This window comes from Devosia sp., from assembly GCF_025809055.1.
GTDB lineage: Bacteria > Pseudomonadota > Alphaproteobacteria > Rhizobiales > Devosiaceae > Devosia.
Genome location: NZ_CP075529.1, coordinates 3,234,118 through 3,256,980 on the forward strand (window position 1 = coordinate 3,234,118; position 22,863 = coordinate 3,256,980).

21 protein-coding genes are annotated in these 22,863 nt (G+C 63.3%); 9 read left to right on the forward strand and 12 right to left on the reverse strand.

The annotated features are described in order from the left end of the window. Window positions 1–11: 11 nt before the first annotated feature. Genes KIT02_RS15880 through KIT02_RS15895 form a run of 4 tightly spaced genes read right to left on the reverse strand, consistent with a single transcriptional unit; the run spans window position 12 to window position 4,286 of the window. Window positions 12–797, reverse strand: coding sequence for an SDR family oxidoreductase (locus KIT02_RS15880; protein WP_297579851.1), 786 nt, complete (start codon window positions 795–797; stop codon window positions 12–14). Further along, the gene (locus tag KIT02_RS15885) at window positions 794–1,720 is read right to left on the reverse strand and encodes a dihydrodipicolinate synthase family protein (protein WP_297579854.1); all 927 of its coding nucleotides are present in this window, start codon (window positions 1,718–1,720) and stop codon (window positions 794–796) included. Before KIT02_RS15885 ends, KIT02_RS15880 begins: the two co-directional genes overlap by 4 nt. Before the next feature lie 21 nt (window positions 1,721–1,741). Then, window positions 1,742–2,602 carry an amidohydrolase family protein gene (locus tag KIT02_RS15890; RefSeq protein ID WP_297579857.1) on the reverse strand — a complete coding sequence of 287 codons (861 nt, stop codon included), beginning with the start codon at window positions 2,600–2,602 and terminating at the stop codon, window positions 1,742–1,744. Further along, window positions 2,595–4,286 carry an IlvD/Edd family dehydratase gene (locus KIT02_RS15895; protein WP_297579860.1) on the reverse strand — a complete coding sequence of 564 codons (1,692 nt, stop codon included), beginning with the start codon at window positions 4,284–4,286 and terminating at the stop codon, window positions 2,595–2,597. The genes KIT02_RS15890 and KIT02_RS15895 overlap by 8 nt, the downstream gene beginning before the upstream one ends. A gap of 187 nt (window positions 4,287–4,473) precedes the next feature. On the opposite strand from KIT02_RS15895, the gene KIT02_RS15900 reads away from it, so the two are divergent. Further along, complete coding sequence (locus tag KIT02_RS15900; protein WP_297579863.1) at window positions 4,474–5,493, forward strand: Gfo/Idh/MocA family oxidoreductase; 1,020 nt, start codon at window positions 4,474–4,476, stop codon at window positions 5,491–5,493. 36 nt (window positions 5,494–5,529) lie between these two features. Next, window positions 5,530–6,183, forward strand: coding sequence for a GntR family transcriptional regulator (locus tag KIT02_RS15905; protein WP_297579865.1), 654 nt, complete (start codon window positions 5,530–5,532; stop codon window positions 6,181–6,183). A gap of 205 nt (window positions 6,184–6,388) precedes the next feature. Here the strand turns inward: KIT02_RS15905 and KIT02_RS15910 are convergent, their stop codons facing one another. After that, entirely contained in the window at window positions 6,389–7,990 is a 1,602-nt protein-coding gene (locus tag KIT02_RS15910) for a beta-xylosidase (protein WP_297579868.1), read from the reverse strand. Beyond that, window positions 7,974–8,276, reverse strand: coding sequence for a hypothetical protein (locus KIT02_RS15915; RefSeq protein ID WP_297579871.1), 303 nt, complete (start codon window positions 8,274–8,276; stop codon window positions 7,974–7,976). Before KIT02_RS15915 ends, KIT02_RS15910 begins: the two co-directional genes overlap by 17 nt. 39 nt (window positions 8,277–8,315) lie before the next feature. Here KIT02_RS15915 and KIT02_RS15920 point away from each other — a divergent pair, with 39 nt between their 5' ends. The 5 genes from KIT02_RS15920 (at window position 8,316) to KIT02_RS15940 (ending at window position 13,986) form a co-directional block, all read left to right on the forward strand. Then, window positions 8,316–10,205 carry an ABC transporter substrate-binding protein gene (locus KIT02_RS15920; protein WP_297579874.1) on the forward strand — a complete coding sequence of 630 codons (1,890 nt, stop codon included), beginning with the start codon at window positions 8,316–8,318 and terminating at the stop codon, window positions 10,203–10,205. Window positions 10,206–10,268: 63 nt separating this feature from the next. Beyond that, window positions 10,269–11,273 carry an ABC transporter permease gene (locus KIT02_RS15925; RefSeq protein WP_297585372.1) on the forward strand — a complete coding sequence of 335 codons (1,005 nt, stop codon included), beginning with the start codon at window positions 10,269–10,271 and terminating at the stop codon, window positions 11,271–11,273. A gap of 3 nt (window positions 11,274–11,276) precedes the next feature. Beyond that, on the forward strand, window positions 11,277–12,134 hold the full coding sequence (locus tag KIT02_RS15930; protein WP_297579876.1) for an ABC transporter permease: 858 nt from the start codon (window positions 11,277–11,279) through the stop codon (window positions 12,132–12,134). 2 nt (window positions 12,135–12,136) lie between these two features. Next, window positions 12,137–13,153 (forward strand): ABC transporter ATP-binding protein, encoded by a 1,017-nt coding sequence (locus tag KIT02_RS15935; RefSeq protein ID WP_297579879.1) that lies wholly within the window; start codon window positions 12,137–12,139, stop codon window positions 13,151–13,153. Beyond that, a complete protein-coding gene (locus KIT02_RS15940; RefSeq protein ID WP_297579883.1) occupies window positions 13,150–13,986 on the forward strand; it encodes an ABC transporter ATP-binding protein in 837 nt (278 codons plus the stop codon). Before KIT02_RS15935 ends, KIT02_RS15940 begins: the two co-directional genes overlap by 4 nt. A 43-nt stretch (window positions 13,987–14,029) precedes the next feature. On the opposite strand, the gene KIT02_RS15945 is transcribed toward KIT02_RS15940, so the two are convergent. Genes KIT02_RS15945 through KIT02_RS15955 form a run of 3 tightly spaced genes read right to left on the reverse strand, consistent with a single transcriptional unit; the run spans window position 14,030 to window position 16,887 of the window. Further along, window positions 14,030–14,848 (reverse strand): DeoR/GlpR family DNA-binding transcription regulator, encoded by an 819-nt coding sequence (locus tag KIT02_RS15945; protein WP_297579886.1) that lies wholly within the window; start codon window positions 14,846–14,848, stop codon window positions 14,030–14,032. Next, window positions 14,845–15,861, reverse strand: coding sequence for a hypothetical protein (locus KIT02_RS15950; protein WP_297579890.1), 1,017 nt, complete (start codon window positions 15,859–15,861; stop codon window positions 14,845–14,847). The genes KIT02_RS15945 and KIT02_RS15950 overlap by 4 nt, the downstream gene beginning before the upstream one ends. Window positions 15,862–15,897: 36 nt before the next feature. Beyond that, window positions 15,898–16,887, reverse strand: a complete 990-nt coding sequence (locus KIT02_RS15955; RefSeq protein WP_297579893.1) for an extracellular solute-binding protein — start codon at window positions 16,885–16,887, stop codon at window positions 15,898–15,900. A gap of 125 nt (window positions 16,888–17,012) precedes the next feature. Between KIT02_RS15955 and KIT02_RS15960 the strand changes: the two genes are divergently transcribed. After that, a complete protein-coding gene (locus KIT02_RS15960; protein WP_297579896.1) occupies window positions 17,013–18,074 on the forward strand; it encodes an ABC transporter ATP-binding protein in 1,062 nt (353 codons plus the stop codon). Window positions 18,075–18,077: 3 nt separating this feature from the next. Continuing rightward, the gene (locus KIT02_RS15965; protein WP_297579899.1) at window positions 18,078–19,721 is read left to right on the forward strand and encodes an iron ABC transporter permease; all 1,644 of its coding nucleotides are present in this window, start codon (window positions 18,078–18,080) and stop codon (window positions 19,719–19,721) included. Between the two features lie 43 nt (window positions 19,722–19,764). On the opposite strand, the gene recR is transcribed toward KIT02_RS15965, so the two are convergent. From recR to KIT02_RS15980, 3 genes are all read right to left on the reverse strand, one after another. Further along, the gene (recR, locus tag KIT02_RS15970) at window positions 19,765–20,361 is read right to left on the reverse strand and encodes a recombination mediator RecR (protein ID WP_297579902.1); all 597 of its coding nucleotides are present in this window, start codon (window positions 20,359–20,361) and stop codon (window positions 19,765–19,767) included. Window positions 20,362–20,680: 319 nt separating this feature from the next. Then, window positions 20,681–21,004: a YbaB/EbfC family nucleoid-associated protein gene (locus tag KIT02_RS15975; protein WP_297579905.1), complete on the reverse strand. Its 324-nt coding sequence runs from the start codon at window positions 21,002–21,004 to the stop codon at window positions 20,681–20,683. Further along, window positions 21,001–22,743, reverse strand: a complete 1,743-nt coding sequence (locus KIT02_RS15980; protein ID WP_297579908.1) for a DNA polymerase III subunit gamma/tau — start codon at window positions 22,741–22,743, stop codon at window positions 21,001–21,003. The genes KIT02_RS15975 and KIT02_RS15980 overlap by 4 nt, the downstream gene beginning before the upstream one ends. Window positions 22,744–22,863: the final 120 nt, after the last annotated feature.

Genomic DNA, 22,863 nt, shown 5'->3' on the forward strand with positions numbered 1-22,863 from the left:
GTGGGCGCAGGTCAGATCGACTTGATCATGCCCCCGTCGATGCGGATCAGGCTGCCGGTGGTGTAGGCGGCACGTTCGCTGGCGAGGAAGGCGACATAGCTGGCCAGTTCCTCGGCCTTGCCGTAGCGGCCGGCCGGGATGGTGGCCAGCGATTGCGTCCGTACCTCTTCGATGCTCTTGCCGAGGCGCCTGGCGGCAGCGGCGTCGAGTTCGTCGACCCGGTCGGTCTGGATGCGGCCCTGGACCACGACATTGACAGTGACATTGTCCGCCGCCACTTCGCTGGCAAGGGTCTTGCTCCAGCCGACCAGGGATTGCCGCAGGGCGTTCGAAATGGCCAGTCGCGGAATGGGCGCTTCCACCCCGGACGAGGTCAGGGTGACGATGCGTCCCCACTTTCTCCCCCTCATGCCCGGCAGGACCGACTGGGTGATCGCCATGAGCGGCGCAACCATGGTGGCGAAGGCTTTGGCATAGTCCTGGGCGGGCAGCGTGGCGGCTTCGCCCGGTGGCGGCCCACCGGAATTGTTGACCAGAATATCGCAGCCATCGCGAGCCGCGATCGTGGCGATCAGGGCTTCCACCGAAGCTGGATCGGCAAGATCGAGCGGCAGGGCCTCGATAGTGCCGCCCAGTGCCGGTTCGACCTGCCCAATGAGCGCAGCAATTGCCTCCACCGACCGGGCAGCGCCGATGACGCGTGCGCCCTCATTGGCGAGGGCCACGGCGATCGCGGCGCCCAGCCCCTTGCTCGCACCCAGGACCAGGGCGCGCTTGCCATCCAGCCCCAGGTTCATGCGCCGATCTCCGACAGACGCCTGGCCTGGCGGGACAGCAGGCGCTCCACATCCTTTATGTCGGCCGCAGAAAGGCTTGGCCCGGGTTTGCGCAGGGCCGGCGAGGCGATGACGCCACGTTTGGCGAGCACATATTTGCGCGCTGCCAGGCCCAGGCCCTGCTGTTGCTCATAGCGGGCCAGCGGCAGATAGGCGTCGAACAGGTCATGGGCGCGCTCGACATCGCCGCCACCATAGGCATCGACGACGCCGACCATCATTTCCGGATAGCAGAAGCCGGTCATGGCGCCATCGGCGCCACGGCCCATCTCCTCGGGCAGGAACAGCCCGCCATTGCCGCAAAGGATTGAAATCCTTCGGGTTTCACCCCTGTCCGAGGATGCCCTGAGGGCGCTGATCTTGCCCAGGCCGGGCCAGTCCTCGTGCTTGAGCATGACGCAATTGGGGACATCGCGAATGATGCGGTCGATCACCTTGGGCACAATGGTGACATTGGTGGTCAGGGGGTAATCCTGCAGCACGAAGGGGGTCTGGCCCAGGGCCTCGCCGACGACGGCGTAAAAGGCGTAGGCCTGATCGTCCGTGCGGGTGGTCCATGGTGGTGCGACCATGACGCCGGCGGCGCCCATTTCCATAACGGAATCAGCGAGTTCGCGCATCGGAGCGAGGCCGGGTGCGGTGACGCCGACGACAACGGGCACGTTTGCCCGGGCGATGACGCGACGGGCGATTTCCCGCGATTCCTCGGCCGTGAGCTTGGGCGCCTCGCCAAGCTGGCCGAGGATGGTGAGGCCGGTCACCCCCTTGTCCTGATAGAAGTCGACCATGCGGTCGACGCTGGTCCAGTCGACGTCACCATTGTCAGAAAAGGGTGTCACCGCAATGACATAGACGCCTTTTGCGGCTTCGGTCAGCAGGGGCATAGGGCGTCTCCGAACTCGGTTTCAGTGCTGGAAATAGAGGGTCTGGGCATTGCCTGCAAAGATTGCATCATGGCTGCCGGTGGGCACGACGTCGAGGCTGAGGGCTATGAGATCGTCGTCTTCGGGCACGGTTTCGAAGAGCTCGCTATGGGGCCAATCACTGCCCCACAACAGTCGATCCGGGTAACACACAGTCAGCGTTTCGAGCGCCTTTCGATAGAATTGGTGAGCTGGCGTGTCACCGAGCCGATAGGGCGCGGAAATCTTGGTATAGATGCGTCCGCCGGCAAGGCAGCGGACCAGATCGTCGAGTGGCGTGCCGGGCGTATCCGGCCCGATGAAGGCAAGGTGATCGATGACCCCGGTGATGTCATGCCGGGCGGTCAACGCGCCGACGGTCGCGATGGCCTCAGGGCCGATCTGGAACTGGGCGTGCCAGCCCAGCGTCCGGATGCGTGGCGCCAGGGCGGAGAAGGCATCGAAACCGATGCCTGACTTGTTGCGCAGGTTGAAGCGAACGCCGCGGACGCCAAGCGCGTCGAGGCGTTCAAGTTCAGCATCACTGGTTTCGGGCGGGATGACGACGACACCCCGCAGGCAATCCGGCGCCTGCGCCATGGCCGCCAGCAGCACATGATTGTCGAGGCCATAGACGCTGGGTTGCACCAGTACGCCGCGCGCCACTCCGAAACTCTCGGCGAGTGCCAGCCAGTCCGAAATCGGTGCGGTCCAGGGGGTGTAGCTGCGCGGAGAAGCGAGCGTTGCATCGGGCGCGAAGACATGAAAATGGCTGTCGCAGCTCAGCGCGGGCAGGCGCAGATTGTTCCGGTTGCGCAGCGGGCGCGGCGGCAGGCAGAGCGGCGCATCGAGAGTCTCAGTCATGGCCCGCCGCCATGAGGAAATCGAAATCGAGCCCGTCATCGGCCTGAGTAACGTGTTGATGGTAGAGCCGCGCATAACCGCGCTCGGGTGCCGGAGCCGGAGCCGGCAGGCCGGACATGCGCTCGGCCAGTTCCTCGGAACTGACCAGAAGGTCCAACCGGCGTTGCCGCACATCCAGCCGGATTCTGTCGCCAGTCCTGACGGCGGCCAATGGTCCCCCATCGGCCGCTTCTGGGGTGATGTGCAGCACGATGGTGCCGAAGGCGGTGCCGCTCATGCGCGCGTCGGAGAGGCGCACCATGTCCTTGACCCCCTGCCGGGCCAGGTGACGCGGAATGGGAATGTAGCCGGCCTCAGGCATGCCGGGCGCCCCCTTGGGTCCGGCATTGCGCAACACCAGAACATCGCCCGCGGCAATGTTGGGATCCTCGATGCGCTTGGTCATGTCCTCGACCGAGTCGAAGACGACGGCGCGGCCCTCATGGACCTGCAGGTTCGGATCGGCAGCGGAATGCTTGATGACGGCGCCGCGCGGGGCGAGGTTGCCGGAGAGCACAGCAATGGCACCGGCATTGGAAATGGGATTGTGACGCGGCCGGATGATCTGCTCTTCGTGGCGCGCCGGCAGACCGGTGACAGCATCGGCCAGAGTGCCGCCAAAGGCGCGCGGGGCAGTCAGGTCGATGAGGCCGGTCAGTTCCGAAAGCAGGCGCGGAACGCCGCCGGCGGCGTGGAACTCGCCCATATAGCCGCTGCCGGAGGGCTTGAGGTCGACGAGAACCGGGACCTGTTTGCCGATGGCGTCGAACTCGGCCATGTCGAGTCTTTTGCCCAGGCGGGCATGGATGGCGGCCATGTGAACGACGGCATTCGTCGAGCCTCCGAGGGCCTGCAGGGTAATCAGGCCGTTGCGCAGGGCCTGGGGGGTCAGCACCTGGGAGGCCGTGAGGCCGCTTTCGGCCATGGTCACGGCGGCGCGGCCGGTTTCCTCGGCAAGCCGGAACCGCTCCGAGGAAGTGGCGGGGGCGGAGCCCGACATGGGCAGGGCCAGGCCCATGGCCTCGACCAGGGCGGCCATGGTCGAGGCCGTGCCCATGACGGTGCAGGTGCCCACCGAACTGGCCAGGCGCCCGTTGATCTCGTTGATCTCGGCCTCGTCGATGGTGTCGGCCCTGAACTGGGCCCAGAGGCGCCGGCAATCGGTGCAGGCGCCCAGCCGTTCGCCGCGATGATTGCCGGTATCCATGGGGCCAGTGGGCAGCACGATGGCCGGCACCTCCCCGGATGCGGCGGCCATGACCTGAGCCGGAATGGTCTTGTCGCAGCCACCGATCAGGATGACAGAATCCATGGGCTGGGCCCGCACCATTTCCTCGGTTTCCATGGCCATCAGGTTGCGCAGAAACATCGAGGTGGGCGCGGCAAAGCTCTCATGGATGGACATGGTCGGGAAAACCATGGGCATGCCGCCCGCCAGCATGACGCCGCGCTTGGCGGCTTCAATCAATTGCGGGACATTGCCGTGGCACGGATTATAGTCCGAATAGGTATTGGCAATGCCCACGATGGGGCGATCCAATGCATCGTCCGAATAGCCCATGGCCTTGATGAAGGCCTTGCGGAGAAACAGGGAAAAGTCCTGGTCGCCATAGCTCGTCAAACGTTTGCGAAGCCCGCGCGTCACCCTTGTCCTCCCGGCCGCCTTATCCTGCGGCGTTCTGAGGCCATTCCTACAGCCATTTGCATTATTGTCAATAATACGTGGGCATGAAATGCGTGCCACGGCTGTACGATCGGCTAAAACACGCGTAAAGTCAGGCAAATCTTCACAATTGCCGGAAATCAGGCTTGAGCCGGTTCTGGTGATATTATTGACAAGAGGGCGTGTGGTGCGAGTCGGTCTGGTGGGAGCAGGGTGGGTGACGCAATATCATCTGCCGGCTTGGGCGAAGGTGGACGGCGCCGAGGTGGTGGCGATATGCGATCCTGATCCGGTAGCGATGACGGCGCGGGCGGATGGTTTTGGGATTGCCGGGCGCTATGCCAGTCTCGAGGCCATGCTGGCGGGCGAAAAACTCGATGCGCTCGACATTGCTACCCCGCGCCGGTTTCATGCGGCCAATGTGCGGGCCGGGGCCGCCGCGGGCCTGCCGATGCTGTGCCAGAAGCCGCTCGGGGTTGATCTCGCAGAGGCTGAGGCGCTGGTGGCCGATGTCGGCGGCCGCGTGCCACTGATGGTGCATGAGAACTGGCGGTTCAGGCCCTATTATCGCCTTTTGCAAGACTGGATCGCCGAGGGTGTTCTCGGCACGCTCGTGGCCGCGCGGCTCGATTTTCAATCCAGCGGCATGATTGCGGGCGCCGACGGGCAGAGGCCCGCGCTGGTGCGGCAACCCTTTTTCCGAGATGAAGCCAGATTGCTGGTCATGGAGGTACTGATCCATCACCTCGACAGCCTGCGCTTCCTTCTGGGCGGGTTCGACATGCAGTCTGCCCGCCTGGCGCGCAGCAATGACGACATCGTCGGGGAGGACAGCGCGATGTTGACTCTGTCACGCCGTGCCGACGGAATGCCGCTGACGGTCTTTGGCAATCTGGCCGCCCATGGCGCCCCGCCGGCCCCCAGTGACCAATTGTGGATTTGGGGGCGCAATGGCACCATCCATCTCGATGGCCCGGTGCTGCGGCTCATGGGGCCGAGCCCGCGCGAGCAGCGCTTCGATGCGACCGAGAGTTATCAGGCGGCCTATGACGGGGCGATCGGCCATTTCGCCAGTGCCCTGCGGGCTGGAGAGGGTTTTGAAACCGATGCCGCCGACAATCTCGAAACGCTCGCGCTGGTCGAGGCGGCTTATCGGATGAGTGGATTTAAACCTCGCGGAGCATTCTGATAGAGAACAGAGCCAGAGGTGTGCAGGGGAGTCGGCATGTCCGATCTGAACGCGGATATCGAGCTTGACGATGAGCGGATTGTCCGGGCGCTGGAAGAAGACATTATTTTCGGCCGCCTGGCACCGGGTGCGCGGCTGACCGAGGATTCGCTGCTGTCGCGCTTTCCGGTGACCCGGCATTTCGTTCGTCAGGCCCTGGTGCAACTTGAGCAAATGGGCATCGTCGTACGCGAGCGCAACAAGGGCGCCATGGTGCGCACGCTGACCCCCGATGAGGTGCGCCAGATCTATGCCGTGCGCGAACTGGTGCAGCGCCAGGCGGCGCTGCTGATCCCGCTGCCGGCGCCCCAAGCGCTGATCGATGAATTGCTCGAAATCCATGAGGAGCACGGCGAGCATATCGAGAGCGGCTATCTGCGCGGCGTACACGAGACCAATGACCGCTTTCACCTGACGCTGTTCGGCGCCTGCGGCAACAAATACCTGGTGCAGACCATCGAGCTCTACATGCGCTACAGCTTGCCGGTGCGTGCCAATTCCATGGCGGATCGGGCGGCGCTGGATATTGCCCACAGCCAGCATCGGCTGATGATCGAAATGCTGAGCGGCCGGGACAATTGGCTTCTAGCACAGCTGTGCGTGGATCACCTGCAGCCGTCGAAGCGGCGGTATATTGGTCTGGTGGGCTAGGGCGGGATTGTAGCGACCCGAGGGCCGGCTGGATTTGGTGACATCGCTCCAGCGAGGGCCAAATCTCTTTGTGTGCCTCTAACGGAGGTCCCCGCTTTCGCGGGGATGACGTTATCGACTTGGGACGGTCCCCGGCCAAGCCCAAAGAAGGAGAAAGCACCCCGCCATTCGGGAGGATTGACGGGGTGCTAGCGCATCGACTCGGTTAGTAGTCGATGCGGAGGAGGGAGACGCCCTGGCGGGGGAGGTGGGTGGAGAGCGTGGCAGCGCCAGAGGTGGCGTCGGCGGTGCCGGATTCGAGGACGGCGAGTTGGCCTGCGGCTTCCAGCTTTTTGTAGTCGTCGCCGGTGATCGTCTGGGGTGACCCCATGGCTTTCCACACGCCGAAGGAATTGGAGTGGTCCTTGTCCATGCGGTAGTGGGTGAGTTTGTGATTGCCCGGCTTGATATTGTTCAGGGCCAGGGTGACGTTGGCGGCACCATCCTCAACGTCGTCATCGTGATAATTCCAGACCAGAATCGAGACGCCGGTCTCATCGCTGGTGGCCACGGCATTGACGTCGGGCTGATCGCGGACGCCATGCTCCATAATGGTATCGATGGAAATGGCGTGGTCGGACTTGGCCTCGATCCATTCGCCCTTGAGCTTGCCGAGCATGCGGAAGCCGTTGAGCACCGCCTTGTCGACGCCATTGGTCGCCAGATCGCGGAAGCCGTCATACCAGGGCTGGTCCTCGAACAGGAAGGCCCAGGTCACCGCGCCTTCAATCTCGACGCCGGCGCGCTGGCTGAGTTCATAGGTGCGGATCATGCTTTCAACCACATAAGCGCCGTAGAGCGGGCCGTTGCGATAGCCGTTCTGCGGGTGGACGCGCGCCGAGCAGGCGGCGCAGCCTTCGGGGTCGGACTCGCCGATGACTGTGGGCAGGTGGCGCAGGGTCGGGAACTCGTTGACGATGGCGAGGTTCGCTTCGATATCGCGCAACTGCTTGTGCAGGCCCATGCGCACATGGTCCTTCCAGATCACCGGATTGCCCTTGGCATGGAAGGCGATGAAGTCGATCGGCGAATTGTTGTCGACGACGTGCTGCAGGAATTCGCGCAGGAATTTCTGTGCCTTGGGATTGTTGAAGGCGCCGCAGGTGTGCGGGCCGCCGACGCGGGCGCCGGGCAGGGCCGATTTGATGGCCTTGGCGGTGACGTCGTACATCTGGCAGAATTCGGGAATGGTGCCTTTCCAATAGAGCCCGTCCGGTTCGTTCCAGACCTCCCAGGGCCAGGCGAGCACCGTGCTCTCGCCATAGCGGTCCGCCAGATGCCGGGCCCAGGCGTGGACCAGATCGCCCCATTTCTTGAGATCGTTAGGCGGATTGGCCCAGCCAGTCATGATCGTGGCGTATTTGTCCTCCGGGGCCCAGTGGTGCTTGTAGGGACCGGGATCGTCTGACAGGGCTTCGGGCATGAAGCCCACCTGGATCAGCGGAATATTTCCGGCCTCGACATAGGCGTCGAAGATCTGGTCCATGATGGTCCAGTCATAGACGGGATTGCCGGCCTCGTCCTCGGTATAGGCATTGGTCGAGCCCCATTTCAGCGCATATTTGCCATCGCCCGAAGTCAGCAGGTTATGCGTGCGGATGCGGGGCGGCTCCGGGCTCAGTTCCGTCAGCGCCTTGAGCAGCTTCTTGCCATTGTCCGTGTTCGTATAGTTGGGCTCGTCATAGCCGAACCAGTTCCACAACGGCCGGTAAGCGCCGCGGCTCACGCCTGCATCGACCGCGATGCGGACGTCATAAGTCGCTTTCATCGGAATTCTCCACTTTGAACATGGACAGGCCCGCCGCTTCGGTCGGGCGATCATCGATATCTAGACTAACTTTACGCCCAAGGTTGTCAATAATATACCTGTGAAATTGCAGCCAGTTGGCGAGAAACTGCCAAAAAATGGCGCTTCGAGTGCCATTTTGTCGATAATCCAGTTGCCCTGCGGACAGAAATTGTCGATAAAGAGGCTGGATCGGGGTTGCAGGAGGAGACTGCGCGCCCTGCGCCGGATCGAGGGAAGGCGACAAAGCCGGGGCCTTGGCCCCCATGGGTCGCTGTCCGCAAAGCGGGCTTCAGGAGGAACGACAATGCTAATGAAGAAGCTGGCCGCAGCCGCACTTGTCATCGCCGCGTCGGTGATGCCGGTTGCTGCCCAGGATTTTATCGCGGGCATCCCCCGCCAGGAGGCTCTGATCATCCAGGGACCGGCCGCGCAGAATGCCGAATGGTTCAACCTGTGGGCGCCGGGCGGCGGGGCCAGCAATAATGGATTGCAGCAGCTGACCGCCGACACATTCTGGTTCATCAATCCCGACGGCACCGGGGAGGCGGCCTGGACCAATGCCCTGGCAGCGGATCGGCCGGTCTATAATGAGGACTTCACCCAGATGACGGTGACGCTCAAGGAGGGTATCTTCTGGAGCGATGGGGTCGAATTCACCGCAGATGACGTCGTCTATACCGTCGAGACCCAGATTGCCAATCCGGGCATGGGCTGGAGCGCGCCGTTCACGGTCAATGTCGACAGCGTCGAGTCACCCGACCGCAATACGGTCATCTTCAATCTCAAGGCGCCCAATTCGCGCTTCCATACGCTCTTCACGGTGCGCTGGAATGCTGCCTGGATCATGCCCAAGCATGTGTTCGAAGGGGTCGAGGACCCGCTGACCTTCAACAACAACCCGCCGGTCTCGCTTTCGGCCTATCAGCTGCACAGTTACGACACGGCCGGCAACTGGGTGATCTGGAAGCTGCGTGAGGACTGGCAGCGCACATCGATCGGCATGGAACTGAGCGAGGCGCCCGAGGTCAAATACGTGGTCTATCGCAATGCCGGCAATCCGGATGCGCGCGTCATCGAGCAGATGAACCACAATCTCGACGTGATCAACGACATTGCCCCCGAGGGCATGTTCACAATCGCCCGGGACGCTGCCGATACGACCGCCTACTGGTTCCCTGGTTTCCCCTTTGCCCATCCCGACCCGACATTGCCATCCGTGCTGTTCAATCATCAGCGCGAGCCCTTTGCCGACAAGGACGTGCGTTGGGCGCTGGCGCTGTTGATCGATATCCGCTCGGTGTCCATGGGCTCCTATCGTGGCGCGGCCAATCTGGCAGCGCTTTCGACCCCGCCCACAGGTACGGCGATCACCGACTATTATGTGCCGATGCAGGACTGGCTCGCCAATTTCGAACTCGACACCGGCAATGGCATGATCAAGCCCTATGATCCGACCGTTTCCGAGCAGATTGCGGCGCTGGTGAAACCGCAATGGGGCGACAGCATTCCCGAGGACACCGAACAGCTCAAGCGCATGTTCGGCTTCGGCTGGTGGAAGCAGGATACAGCGGCGGCCGCCGCGCTGCTGCAGAAGGCCGGCTTCACCAAGAACGGCAACCAGTGGCTGAAGCCCGACGGCACCCCGTTCACCATCAAGCTCATGGTCGAGGGTGACAATATCCCGACCCTGGCTCGCGCCGGCACCATCATCGCCCAGCAATGGTCGATGGAAGGCATCCAGACAACGGTCGATGTCGCCGGTCCCACCAATGGCCAGCGCCTGGGCGGCGGTGACTACGACGTCGCCATCTACTGGACGGTCGAGACCTGGGGTGGTCATCCCGATCTCTCGTTCTTCCTCGAGAGCTATCACTCCGACTTCATCAAGCCGGCCGGAGAAATCCAGCCGCCGCGCAACCTGACGCGCTGGCAGGATGAACGCCTCGACGAGATCATCGAAGCCAACCGCACGGTGAACTTCGACTCGCCCGAAGTGGCGGAGCTCGGCATGGACTATCTCAAGCTGGCGGTCGAGGAGATGCCGTTCATTCCGCTGATGGCCTACAACAAGTTCGCGCCGTTCGACACGACATACTGGACCGGCTACCCGAGCGCCGCCGACCCGTATTCGGCTTCGGGACCGTTCTGGTCGAACCTGCGCTACATGGTTGTTGCGCTCAAGTCTGCCAACTAGCACCGGCGGGCGGGGCTTTCGGCCCCGCCCGTTCCCGAGCAAACCCACGTGAGCGGACCACCGATGGACGGCTTTGCCAAATATCTCGGCCGGCGCCTCTTCCAGTTTTTCCTCGTGATCTTCCTGGGCGTGTCGCTGGCGTTTCTGATCACCAACCTGTCGCCGGTTGATCCGGTGGAACAGTCGGTGGCGCTGATGACCAATTTCGGCGCGACCGATCCAAGGTCGGTCGAACTCATGCGCCAGGCCCTGCAGGAACTCTATGGCCTGGAGGGGTCGATGCTGGATCAGTACCTGGCCTTCTGGGGGCGCGTGCTTCGCGGCGATTTCGGTCCTTCGCTCTCGGCCTTTCCCACCCCGGTCATGTCCTTGATCATGGGCGCTCTGCCCTGGACAATCGGTCTGCTCTCCCTGTCGCTGGTGATCACCTGGTGCCTGGGCAACCTGCTCGGGGCCCTGGCCGGCTATTACCGCTCCAACCTCTTGCTGAAACTGTCCGGCGCCGCCGTCATGGCGCTGCATCCGGTGCCGGCCTATATCATCGGGCTCTGCCTGCTGCTCGGCTTCGGCTTCATCTGGCCAATCCTGCCCATATCGGGCGGCGCGCAGATGAACCTGCAGCCCGGACTGACCCTCGAGTACCTGCGCTCGCTGATCGTGCACGGCACCTTGCCGGCCCTGACCCTGGTCCTGGTCGGCCTGGGCAGCTGGTTCATCTCGATGCGCTCTCTGGTGTCCAACATCGTCACCGACGACCACGTCGTCTATGCCGAGCTCGGGGGCGTCTCATCGGGCAAGATCTTCTCGCAATATGTGGCGCGCAACGCCCTGCTGCCGCAGTTGACCGGCCTTGCGCTCAGCCTGGGCAATGTCTTCGGCGGCGCGGTGATCACCGAATTCCTGTTCAACTATCCGGGCGTCGGGCGGCTGATGATCCAGGGCATCTACCGGGGCGATTATGCGCTGGTGCTCGGGGTGACCACCATCTCGATCATCGCCGTCGCCGTTGCCGTGTTCATCATCGATCTTGTCTATCCGCTGATCGATCCACGCGTGAGGCTGGGCTGAACCATGTTCAAGATTTTACGCGACCTGCTGCGCTACAATATCGAGTTCGCCATCGGCTTTGCGCTGACCCTGGCCATATTCCTGTTCGCGCTTGCCCATTTCTGGGCGCCATTGCCCGATACGGCCATTTACCTGTTGCCGCCCGACATGCCGCCATCGGCCCAATACTGGTTCGGGACCACCTCGCGCGGCCAGGACGTGCTCTGGCAGATGAGTTCGGCCATCTGGAATACCATGCTGTTCGGCCTCACCGTCACGGTGCTCAGCCGCCTTCTGGCGGTCGCGGTGGGCATGCTCTCGGGCTATCTCGGCGGCCGCTGGGACCAGGCGCTGATGACCCTCAACGATACCATGATCGCCCTGCCCAATATTCCCATCCTGTTGCTGGTCTATTTCGTCATGCGCGACTCGATGAGCTGGCCGGTCCTGGCGGCGACGGCGGCGCTTTTGGGCTGGAACTATGATGCGCGTCTCATCCGCTCGGTTACCCTCAGCCTGCGCAACCGCGAGTTCACCCGCCACGCCGTCTTTGCCGGCATGAGCGTGCCGCAAATCCTGCTGCGCCAGCACCTGCCCTATGTGATGCCGGTGATCTTCTTCACGGCGATGAACAACCTCATCTGGGCGATCGGCCTCGAAGTCACGCTCTCGGTCCTCGGCTTTTCCGACATCAACCGCCCCTCGATCGGCGGCATGATCTACTGGGCCAACCAGCACCAGGCCATCATTGCCGGCATCTGGTGGTGGATCGCCTTTCCGATCATCGCCATCGTGCTGCTGTTTCTCGGCCTCTTCCTGCTCGCCATGTCGGTCAATGAATATATCGACCCCCGCAGCCGCCTCAGCCGGATGGGAGCGTGATCATGCTTGATAGTATTGCGGCTCCAGCGACGACGGCACCGGTGCTCCGGGTCGAGGGCCTCAAGGCCTATTACCAGATGAACTATTTTGGTGTGCGCCGCGAAGTGCGGGCGGTCGACGATGTGAGCCTGACCATCAACCGCAATGAAATCTACGGCATTGCTGGGGAATCGTCCTCGGGCAAGTCGACGCTGATCAAGACCATTGCCGGCGCTATTGCCCCGCCGCTGCGGGTGGTGGAGGGCTCGGTCAAGTTCGACTTCGAGAGAAGGGAACTGGACGTCTATGCCGATCCGTCCGCCATGAAGGCCGCGCGCTGGCAGAACCTGAGCTATATCATGCAGGGCTCGATGAACGTGCTCAATCCGGTACGCCGGGTGAAGCACGCCTTTCACGATTTCGCCTTCCGCCATATGGGATTGTCGGAGGCCGATTTCCGGGCGCGTGTGGAAAAGCACCTGCAACGCATCGGACTGGACCCTAGGGTGCTCGAGTCGTTTCCGCACCAGCTCTCGGGCGGCATGCGCCAGCGGCTGACCATTGCCTTGGCCACGGTGTGTGAGCCAGACTTCATCATTGCCGACGAGCCGACCACGGCGCTCGACGTCTTGGTGCAGCAGGATGTGCTGGCGCTCATCAAGGATGTGCAGCAGCGCATGGGTGCCTCGATCATCTTTGTGACCCATGACATGACCGTTCATGCCGCCATCGCCGACCGGATCGGCATCGTCTATGCGGGCCGGCTGGTGGAGGAGGGGCCGACACTGGACGTGTTCCAGCGCCCACAGCATCCCTATACCGCCCACCTGATTTCGAGCCTGCCGCGCATTGGCGACAGCAAGAAGCGCAGCGCCCTGCCGGGCAAGCCGCCCAACCTCGCCGAGCCGCCCCCCGGCTGTCGTTTCCACCCGCGCTGCTCGCTGGCCATCGACAAATGCCGCACAGAAAACCCCACATTGGTGGCGCGCCAGACCGGTCGCGTCGCCTGCTGGCGGGCCGGCGAGGTGGAGGCAGCATGAGCGCGCTCCTCGAACTCAAGAACGTCAACAAGGACTACCGGATCGGCGGCCTGTTCGATGGTGCGACCCTGCATGCGGTCAAGAATGTCAGCTTTACCATCGACGACGCGCGGCCCGAGATCTTCACCATTGTCGGGGAGTCGGGAAGCGGCAAGACGACCACGGCGCGCATGATCCTGGGCAATGAAACCCCAACCAGCGGCACACTGCGCTTCATGGGGCAGGACGTCGCCGCCATTCGCGGCCGCGCCAACACGCTCAAATTCATGGCCAAGGCGCAGCCGATTTTCCAGAACCCGTTCGAAGCGTTCAATCCGCTGACCACGATCGACTATTTCCTGTTCTCGACCGCCCGGCGCTTTCTTGGCCTCAAGGACAAGGCTGCGGTGGATGCGGCAACCGACAAGGCGCTCAACCATGTCGGCCTGTCGCTTGCCGAGGTGCGCGGCCGCTATTCGCACGAACTGTCAGGCGGGCAATTGCAGCGCATCGCGGTGGCGCGGGCCCTGATCCCCGAACCCAGGCTCATCGTCGCCGACGAGCCGGTGTCGATGGTCGATGCCTCCCTGCGCATGTCGATCGTCAACCTGTTCCGTGACCTGCGCGACCGCCTGGGGGTGTCGATCATCTACATCACCCATGACCTGTCGACCGCTTACTACATCTCCGACCGCGTGATCATCATGCACAAGGGTGACGTGGTGGAGGCCGGCGTGGCGCAGGAGGTGCTGGGCAATCCTCAGCATGCCTATTCGCGGGCGCTCAGCGAGGCTGTCTTGCCGCCCGATCCGGAAAAGGCGCGTCGGATCATCATGGCCAGGATGGCGCAGTAGGGCGATTTTCGCCGTTTGCAGCGCCCCAAAGGTCTGGTGCGGCTCAGGAGGTCAGGACCTCAAGGGAGGCCAGGGTGTCCGGGTCGTCGAAATGGCCTGCGGGATTGACGTTCGTGACCAGGTAGTCGACCTGGCGCAGGTGGGTGACCAGGTGCGGCGCCTTGCGGTCGAACTTGCCCTCGTGAACCACGAGCGCGACCTTGCGGCTCTGTTCGAGGATTTCCCGGGTCAACTCGACCTCCATGGGGTCGAATTCCAGGACGGCGCCGTCCCGGTCCACCGCGCTGGCGCCGATAATGGCGAGGTCGAACTTGAATTTCTGGCGCGCGCCGCCCGCCAGGGTCAGGATGGACGTGTCCTTGTTGCGGACATAGCCGCCGAAAACATAGACGGTGGCATCGGTGTGCAGGGCGCAGTTGTAGATGACTTCGAGATTGGGCGAGGCGATGAGGGTGCCGGGGAAGTCGGCGATCACCGAATGCAGGGCATGGAACGTGGTGCCCAGGCCGACAAAGATGGTCGCGCCGTTGAAGAGAAGGGGGCGCAGGGCCTCGACCAGGCCGCGCTTGATCTCGATCTCGGTGCTGTGCCGTTCGCTATAGGTATAGCGCGCCACGCCCGGCGAGGCGAAGGCGCCGCCAAAGCCCTTGACCAAGAGGCCCCGCTCGCCCAGCACCTTGAGATCGCGGCGGATGGTCTGGGTGGTGACGTCGAACTGGCCGGCGAGCTCGGACACGGCCACCGCGCCATTGGCGCGGACGGCCTCCAGAATCTGGGCCTGGCGCTGATTGAGATCGCCCAGCCCACTCGCGCCGGCCGGCGGCGGCGAATAGGGCGAATCCACACCCGCCCGTCCGCTCATCTGACGCGAATACCCAGATAGCTGCGATCATCGGTGAGCGCGATGCTGGTGGTGCCCTTGGTGCTCATATAACGGCCGATCTTGTGATAATCCTCGGCCTCGACCGCCTCGAATGCCCGTTCCCAGGCCGCGACGCCAAAGCCTTCTCCCAGCTTGAAATAGCCGTCGGAAAATAACTCGATCGTATCGATGTCGGCCAGAGCGTAGGAGCGTGTCTCCACATGTTGGTCGGGCACGGCAAAGCCGTCGAGCCCGCCATAGGCCAGAGCCGGGCCGGTGACATTCTGGAAATCGCCCTGGGCATGGCAGATGCCGCCATGGACCAGCGCTTCGATTTCTGCAGCCGGAACGTCCGGCAGGTGCTGCCGGCAGGCCTTGAGCGCGCCGCTCTCGATCTCGGCGAGAACGCCAGGATCGGCAGTTTCCGCGCCGGCCTTCTGATGCCGCGTCCCCTGCCAGGTGACATCCCCCGCCAGCCGGTCGCAGGTGGCGATGTCCTGCCCCCTGGCCTCGAAAAAGCGAAAGGTCTCCCGGCGGAGGATGGCGGTGACATCGTCGAGCGGCTTGAGGACCTGCAGCACATCGGCTTCGTTGAGGCGCAGGCCGCTATCGCCCACCGCGACGATCTCGAGGCGGTCGCCAATGACCAGGGCGGCCATGACCGTGCAGCCGCCCCGCTGCTTCCAGTCCGCCGTGACGCGATCAAGCGCGTCATTGGCGACGTAGCGGTCGAGAATGGCTTTGCCGAGATAGTCGATGAAGTGCCGGCCGCCGGAAAACTGCAGGTCGGGCTGGCTGGCATCGCCCTGGGCCAGGATGAATTTTTCGATGGCGGCCTGGACGGTGCGGGAGGCGAACTGCCCGGACAGCATGCCGTCATAACGGGTGCCATTGCGATCGGTTACGCCGTCGATGACGGCGTAACCGCGATTGGGAATGATGACGAGACTGTCCTCATTGGCTTCTGGAGCGCTGAACTTCTTGCCCAGCGAAAAGGCTTCCAAGTGCTTCATTCGGATTATGGTCCCGTCATCGTTCAGTGTTTTTTCTTATTCGCCGATGGCCGTGCGCCACTGGCCGAGTACCGTTTCGGCACCGCCCAACTCGCTCAGCGGCTTGATCGAGATGACATTGACGTCGGCCAGGTTCGGAGTGCCCGGAGGCGATGCCACGTCGGTGCGCACAGAACGCCGGCCGATATCATTGGCGAGGACTTCCTGGGTCGACTTGGACATGGCCCAGTCGATGAAGGCCTTGCCGCCATCCGGGTTCGGCCCGCCTTTGACGAGGGCAACACCATCGGGCGTCGCCACCGTGCCATCGCTGAGCAGAACGACCCCGACCGGGGCGCCGCCCTGGACATATTCAAGGGCATTGTCTTCCAGCGTCAGGCCCATGGAGGTCTCGCCATCGGCAACGAAGCGCGGCACGGCGCCCGAGCTATCGGTGAACACGAAGTTCTTGGCGATCTCGGCATAGGTGTCCCAGCCTTCGTCACCGAAAATGGTCAGCACCGCCTGCAACTGCTGCATGGCCGAACCCGAACCATCGGCCCGCGCCGAGGCGATCTGGCCCTGCCATTGCGGATCGGCCAGCTCGGCCCAGCTCTTGGGGGCGTCTTCGAGCGAGAGCAGGTCGGTATTGACCGCAAGCACATAGACAACGGCGGTGTAGGGGGTCCAGGCATCATTGGCCACGAATTGCGGGTCGATCGTGTCGAATTCGGGCGGGGTATAGGGTTCGAGAATGTCGGCCAGCTCGGTCAGCTGACTTCCCGAAATCGACCAGATCACGTCGGCGGCCGGCGCCTCGGCCTCGGCGCGAGCGCGCCGGGCAATGTCGCCCGAACCCAGCTGCACGACCTCGGCCTTGAGCCCGGTTTCGGACTCGAACAGCGGCAGCAGCCGGTCGACGATGGACGATTTGTGCGCCGTATAGATGACGACCGCGCCTTCCTGGGCCTGCAGGGCCGGGCTTAACGCGGTGGTGGCGGCAAGCGCCAGGGCCATGCCCAGAAATGTTCTTTTTGCAACAATCATAGGTATCTCCTGTTCTCCCTTGATCAAACTATGATCGAGATTGATCATGGTGCAACATTTGGCTTGTTGCAAGACGAATATTATGTTTACGATTTGCGCCTTGGGCAAAGCGAGGGAGGGCGCGCATGGCTTATTTGACGGTTCGGGACGGCGTGAAGCAGTTCACCAATTTTCGGGCGCTGAACGCGGTTTCGATCTCGGTCGAGCGCGGGGAATTCTTTACGCTTCTGGGCCCGTCAGGCTGCGGCAAGACAACCCTGCTGCGGGCGATTGCCGGCTTCAATGACCTGACCAGCGGAGACATCACGCTCGATGGCCAGAACCTGCGCGCCATCCCCCCGCACAAGCGCGATATCGGAATGGTCTTTCAGGACTATGCGGTCTTTCCTCATCTCAGTGTCTTCGACAATGTCGCCTTCGGTCTCAAGCCAAGAAAGGTGCCGGCCGAACAGATCAGGACACGGGTCGCCGAAGCCCTGTCCGCGGTGCATCTGCAGGCCCTGGCGGAACGCCTGCCAGCGGCCATGTCGGGCGGCCAGCAACAGCGCATCGGCCTGGCGCGGGCCATGGTCATCAACCCGCAACTGCTGTTGATGGATGAGCCGCTCTCGAACCTCGATGCCAAGCTGCGCATCGAATTGCGCGAAGAAATCCGGGACATCCAGAAGCGTGTGGATATCGCCACCATCTATGTGACGCACGATCAGGAAGAGGCCCTGGCCATTTCCGACCGCATCTGCGTGATGAGCGCCGGCCAGATCGAGCAGATCGGCACCCCGCAGGAAATTTACGGGGACCCGCAGACCCTGTTCGTCGCCAATTTCGTCGGCACGCTCAACACCCTCGCCGACAGCGAAGGCCGGGCGGCATTGCTGTCGGCGCTGGGCCTGTCCGAACCCCGGGCCGCACACTGGACCGTGCGCCCCGAAAGGCTGTTTCTGGCCGAGAGCGGCCAAGCTGCGCCGCAGGGCGCGAGCGCTATCAAAGGTACGGTTCGAAAATTCACCTATCTTGGTCGCGAGGCCCATGTGCTGGTCGAGACACCGGCGGGCGGCGTGGTGGTGCAGGTCGCCAACCCGGCGCTGGGCGGCGTGCGGGAGCCGGGTGAGCCGGTGCAGGTGCTGTTCGAACGCGGCGCGCTGATGGCATTTGATGCCGACGGCAAGCGCCTCACCCTGGAGGGCTGAGCCATGCTGCGGCGTTTCGATTTCTGGACCCTGGTGATGGTGGCCACCTGGGCCATCCTCCTGGTGCTTCTGTTCATTCCCGTCGGTTCGGTGCTGTTGTCGAGCTTTTTCGACACCACCGGCAATGCCACGATCGACAATTATGTCCGGTTCTTTGCCGAGCCGCGCTTTCAGCGGGCCTTTGTCAATACGCTGGTGGTTGGTTTCGGCGGGCTGGCCGGGGCGCTGCTGCTGGGCTCGATCATGGCCTTCTGCATTTCGCGCTTCAAGATTGCGGGCAGCCGCTTCGTCTCGCTGCTGGCCATCCTGGCGCTGGTCTCGCCCCCCTTTATCGGCGCCTATTCCTGGATCGTGCTGTTCGGCGCCGGCGGCGTGGTTCGGGGTTTCCTGCGCGACTTCGGCATCACCATGCCGCCCATCTACGGCGTCGGTGGCATCCTCATCGTCTTCGCGCTGAAATTCTATCCCTTCGTCTATCTCATGGTCTCGGGCGCGCTCTCCAATGTGAACCGCTCGCTCGAGGAGGCTGCGGAAGGCCTTGGCCTGACGCCGCTGCAGCGCACGTTCAAGATTTCATTCCCGATGGTTTTCCCCGCCCTCACCGCCGGCGGGCTTCTGGCGCTGATCCAGTCGATTGCCGATTTCGGCACGCCGCGCCTGCTCGGGCGGGGCTATAACGTGCTGGCCACCGAAGCCTATACGCTCTACTCGGCCGAAGTCGGCTCGAACATGTCCATGGCCACCACGATCAGCGTGGTGCTGATCGCCGTGTCGATGATCTTCGTGCTGCTGCAGCGCTTCATGTCGCGCCGCAATGTCTATCATGGCAACCTGATCAACAAGCCGGCCAAGATCCAGCTCAAGGGCTGGCGCAATGTGCTGGCGCATTGCGCCGTCTATTTCATCGGCCTGTGCGGGGCCATGCCGGTGATCATCTCGATCATCTATTCCTTCCGCCGCACCAGTGGCCCGGTCTTCCAGGATGGCTTTGCGCTACAGAGCTATGAACGCATCCTGTTCAACCTCGGCGACGTGGTCCGCAATTCGCTGACCTTCTCGGCCTCCGCGGTGGTGATGATCGTCATCGTCGGCACCATTGTCGGCGTGCTGGTGGCCCGCCGCACGACGCTCAATACTTCGCTGCTCGATGGCGCCTTCATGATCCCCTATGTCATGCCCGGCATCGTCATCGGTATCGCCTATATCGCCGCCTTCAATACCGGTCCGCTGGTGCTGACCGGCACCGCCTCGATCATCGTGTTGTCCATCTTCATCCGCCGTCTGCCCTATACGGTGCGGACCACATCCTCGGCCCTGCGGCAGATTTCGCCCTCGCTGGAAGAAGCGGCGGTTTCCCTGGGCTACAGTCCGTTCCAGGCCTTCCTGCGCATCACCGTGCCGCTCATCGTGCCGGGCATCATCGCGGGCGGGATGCTCAGTTTCGTGACGGCCATCAATGAGTTGTCCTCGTCGCTGGTGCTCTATGTGGGCTCGACGATCACCATGCCGGTCCGCATTTACCTGCTGATCCTGGATGGCGATTTCGGTACGGCAGCGGCCATGTCCACCATTCTGCTGGTGCTCAGCGGCATCGCCGTCTACATCGCCTTCCGCCTCATGGGCCGCAACGAACAGGCCCTGCTCTGAACCATATCAGGCGGGCCTTGTGCCCGCCTGAAGGGGTTTGGCGCTAGATGGAGGTGCGGGCCTTGAGGGCCTGGCTCAATGTGCCTTCGTCCAGATAGTCCAACTCGCCCCCCACCGGCACGCCGTGGGCGAGGCGGGTGACTTTTGTCGCGGTTCCGGCCAGGCGGTCGGTGATGTAATGGGCGGTGGTCTGGCCTTCCACCGTGGCATTCATGGCAAGGACGATTTCGGCATAGTCGCCGGCGCGGGAAATCAGGCCTTCGAGATTGAGCTCGTCCGGCCCGACGCCATCGAGTGGCGACAGCACGCCGCCCAGCACGTGATAGCGCACGGCCCCGACCCCGGCGCGTTCGAGCGCCCAGAGATCAGCAACATCCTCCACCACGATCAGCAGGCCCGATTCACCGCGGCGCGGATCGGCGCAGATGGAGCAGGGGGACATGGTGTCGACATTGCCGCAGACCTCGCAACTGCGCACCGCGGCCACCGCCCGGTCAAGGGCGGCCGATAGCGGCAGCATCAACTGCTCCTTCTTCTTGATCAGATGCAGCACCGCCCGGCGCGCCGAGCGCGGGCCGAGGCCCGGCAGGCGGGCCAGGAGCTGGATCAACTGTTCAATTTCGGGTCCGCCGGAGGGCATGTGAGGTCACCGGGTTTCCTTCTCCCCTTGTGGGAAAAGGTGGCGCGTAGCGCCGGATGAGGGGCTTTTTGACGATGAGAAACAGCTTCAGTGAAGCTGTTTCCGGCGAAAAGGCCACGAGAGCTACGCTCGAATGGCAAGATGTGTCCAACAAACCCCTCACCCGCCCTTCGGGCACCCTCTCCCACAAGGGGAGAGGGGTAAGAGGCTTTCGTTCACCAGAGCGTTTTCAGGAAAAGTGGACACCACTTTTCTGGTGCGAAAACGTGACAAATCAAAAACCTGGAGCACTCTTTCTGATTGCATCAGAAAGAGTGCTCTAAAACGGAAACTTCATGCCGGGCGGGATGGGCAGGCCGGCGGTTACTTCGCTCATCTTGCGCTGCATTTCCGCTTCGCTCTTGCCCTTGGCATCGTTGAAGGCGGCGACGATCAGGTCTTCGACCATTTCGGCGTCTTCGGGCTTGAGCAGACCGGGATCGATCTTGAGACCCTTCATCTCGCCCTTGCCCGAAAGCGCCACAGTGACCATGCCGCCGCCCGAGCGGCCCTCGACGACCAGTTCGGCAAGCTCGGCCTGCATGGCCTCCATCTTGCCCTTCATCTCGCTGGCGGCCTTCATCATGCCCATGATGTCTTTCATTCGTCGTCCTCTTCGGGTGGGGGCGGGGGCAGGTCGGGAACGATGGCGGCTTCCTCGCGCACCGTCACATTGACCAGTTTGGCCCCTGGAAATGTTTCTAATATGGCCTTGACCAGCGGATCGTCATGCGCGGCCGCGGTGGCGGCCTGCTGCTTCTGCTCGGCCTCCTGGCGGATGGTCAGGCCCTCGGGTGGCCGTGTCGACACCATGACCAGCCAGCGGGCGCCGGTCCAGGCCTGCAGCCGCGCCGACAGGGTCGCGATAATCCCCGGATCGGTGCCTTCCGACAGGGCGACCTCGATCCGGCCCTCTTCGAAGCTGATGGGGCGCATCTGGCTTTCAAGGGCCAGCTTGACCAGAACGTCGCGCTTGGCGGTGGCCAGCGCGATCAGGTCCTTGTAGCTGCCGATCTGGGCCAGGGCCGGCTTGGCCACCGGCTGCGGTTCGCTGGCCGGAGGGACCGGGCTTGCAACCATGGCCGGGCCGGACTGGGCGACCTGGCGCAGGGCGGTCGGGCCGCCGCCGCCGGAGGGGCGGGGGGCGATAGCCGGTTGGGCGGGCGAGCTGGGGAGATTGCCCTGCTGGGTCAGCTTGGAAATGACCTCGTCGGGGCTCGGCAGGTCGGCGGCATAGGCCAGCCGGATCAGCGTCATCTCGGCGGCCTGCAGACCATTGCCGGCGCGGGCGGTTTCCTCATTGCCCTTGAACAGGATCTGCCAGGCCCGCGTCAGCGCCCGCATCGGCAGGCGATTGGCGAGATCGCGGCCCCGGCTGCGCTCGTCGGGCGTCAGGGCCGCATCGTCGGCAGCGGCCGGCACCACCTTGATGCGGGTGACGAGATGGGTGAATTCGCTGAGATCGGCGAGCAGGGTCTGCGGATCGGCGCCCAGATCGTAGAGCTCCCTGAGCGCCGTCAGGGCCTCGGCAACGCGCCCGGCCATGACATCCTCGAACAGGTCAATGACCTTGGCCCGGTCGCCCAGCCCCAGCATAGCCTTGACGGTTGAGGCTGAAACCGTGCCATTGCCATGGGCGATCGCCTGATCCAGCAGGCTCAGGCTATCGCGCGCCGAGCCTTCGCCGGCCCGCACGATCATGGCCAGGGCGTCGGGTTCGAAGCCGATGCCTTCCTGCGCCAGGATGGTCTCGAGATAGTTCGACATGATCTCGGCCGGAATGCGCCGGAGATCGAAGCGCTGACACCGCGACAGGATGGTGATCGGCACCTTGCGGATCTCGGTGGTCGCGAAGATGAACTTCACATAGGGCGGCGGCTCTTCCAGGGTTTTCAGCAGCCCGTTGAAGGCGGCCGTGGAGAGCATGTGCACCTCGTCGATCACATAGACCTTGTAGGGGGCCGAGACCGGGCCGTATTTGACCGAGTCGATGATCTCGCGGATATCGCCGATACCGGTATTGCTGGCGGCGTCCATTTCCACCACGTCGACATGCCGCCCCTCGATGATGGCGCGGCAATGCGTGCCCTCCTGGGAGAGGTCCAGCGTCGGGTGCGGACCGCTTTCGTCTTCGTAGTTGAAGGCGCGCGCCAGAATGCGGGCTGTCGTGGTTTTGCCCACGCCGCGCACGCCGGTGAGGATAAAGGCATGGTGGATGCGGTTCTGGGCAAAGGCATTGCCCAGCGTCTGCACCATGGCGTCCTGGCCGACCAGGGTCGAGAAATCGCGCGGGCGATATTTGCGCGCCAGCACCAGATAGGGGCTGGAAGCTGCCTCAGCCATACCGGACATCCCTCTGCGGGAAATGGGGGAATCTGCCTTGCTTCATGCCCGGACCTTAGGGCAAGCCGCGTCCGACCGCAAAAGCCAAGAGCCAATTCGCGGGGCCACAATGCCCAGTTG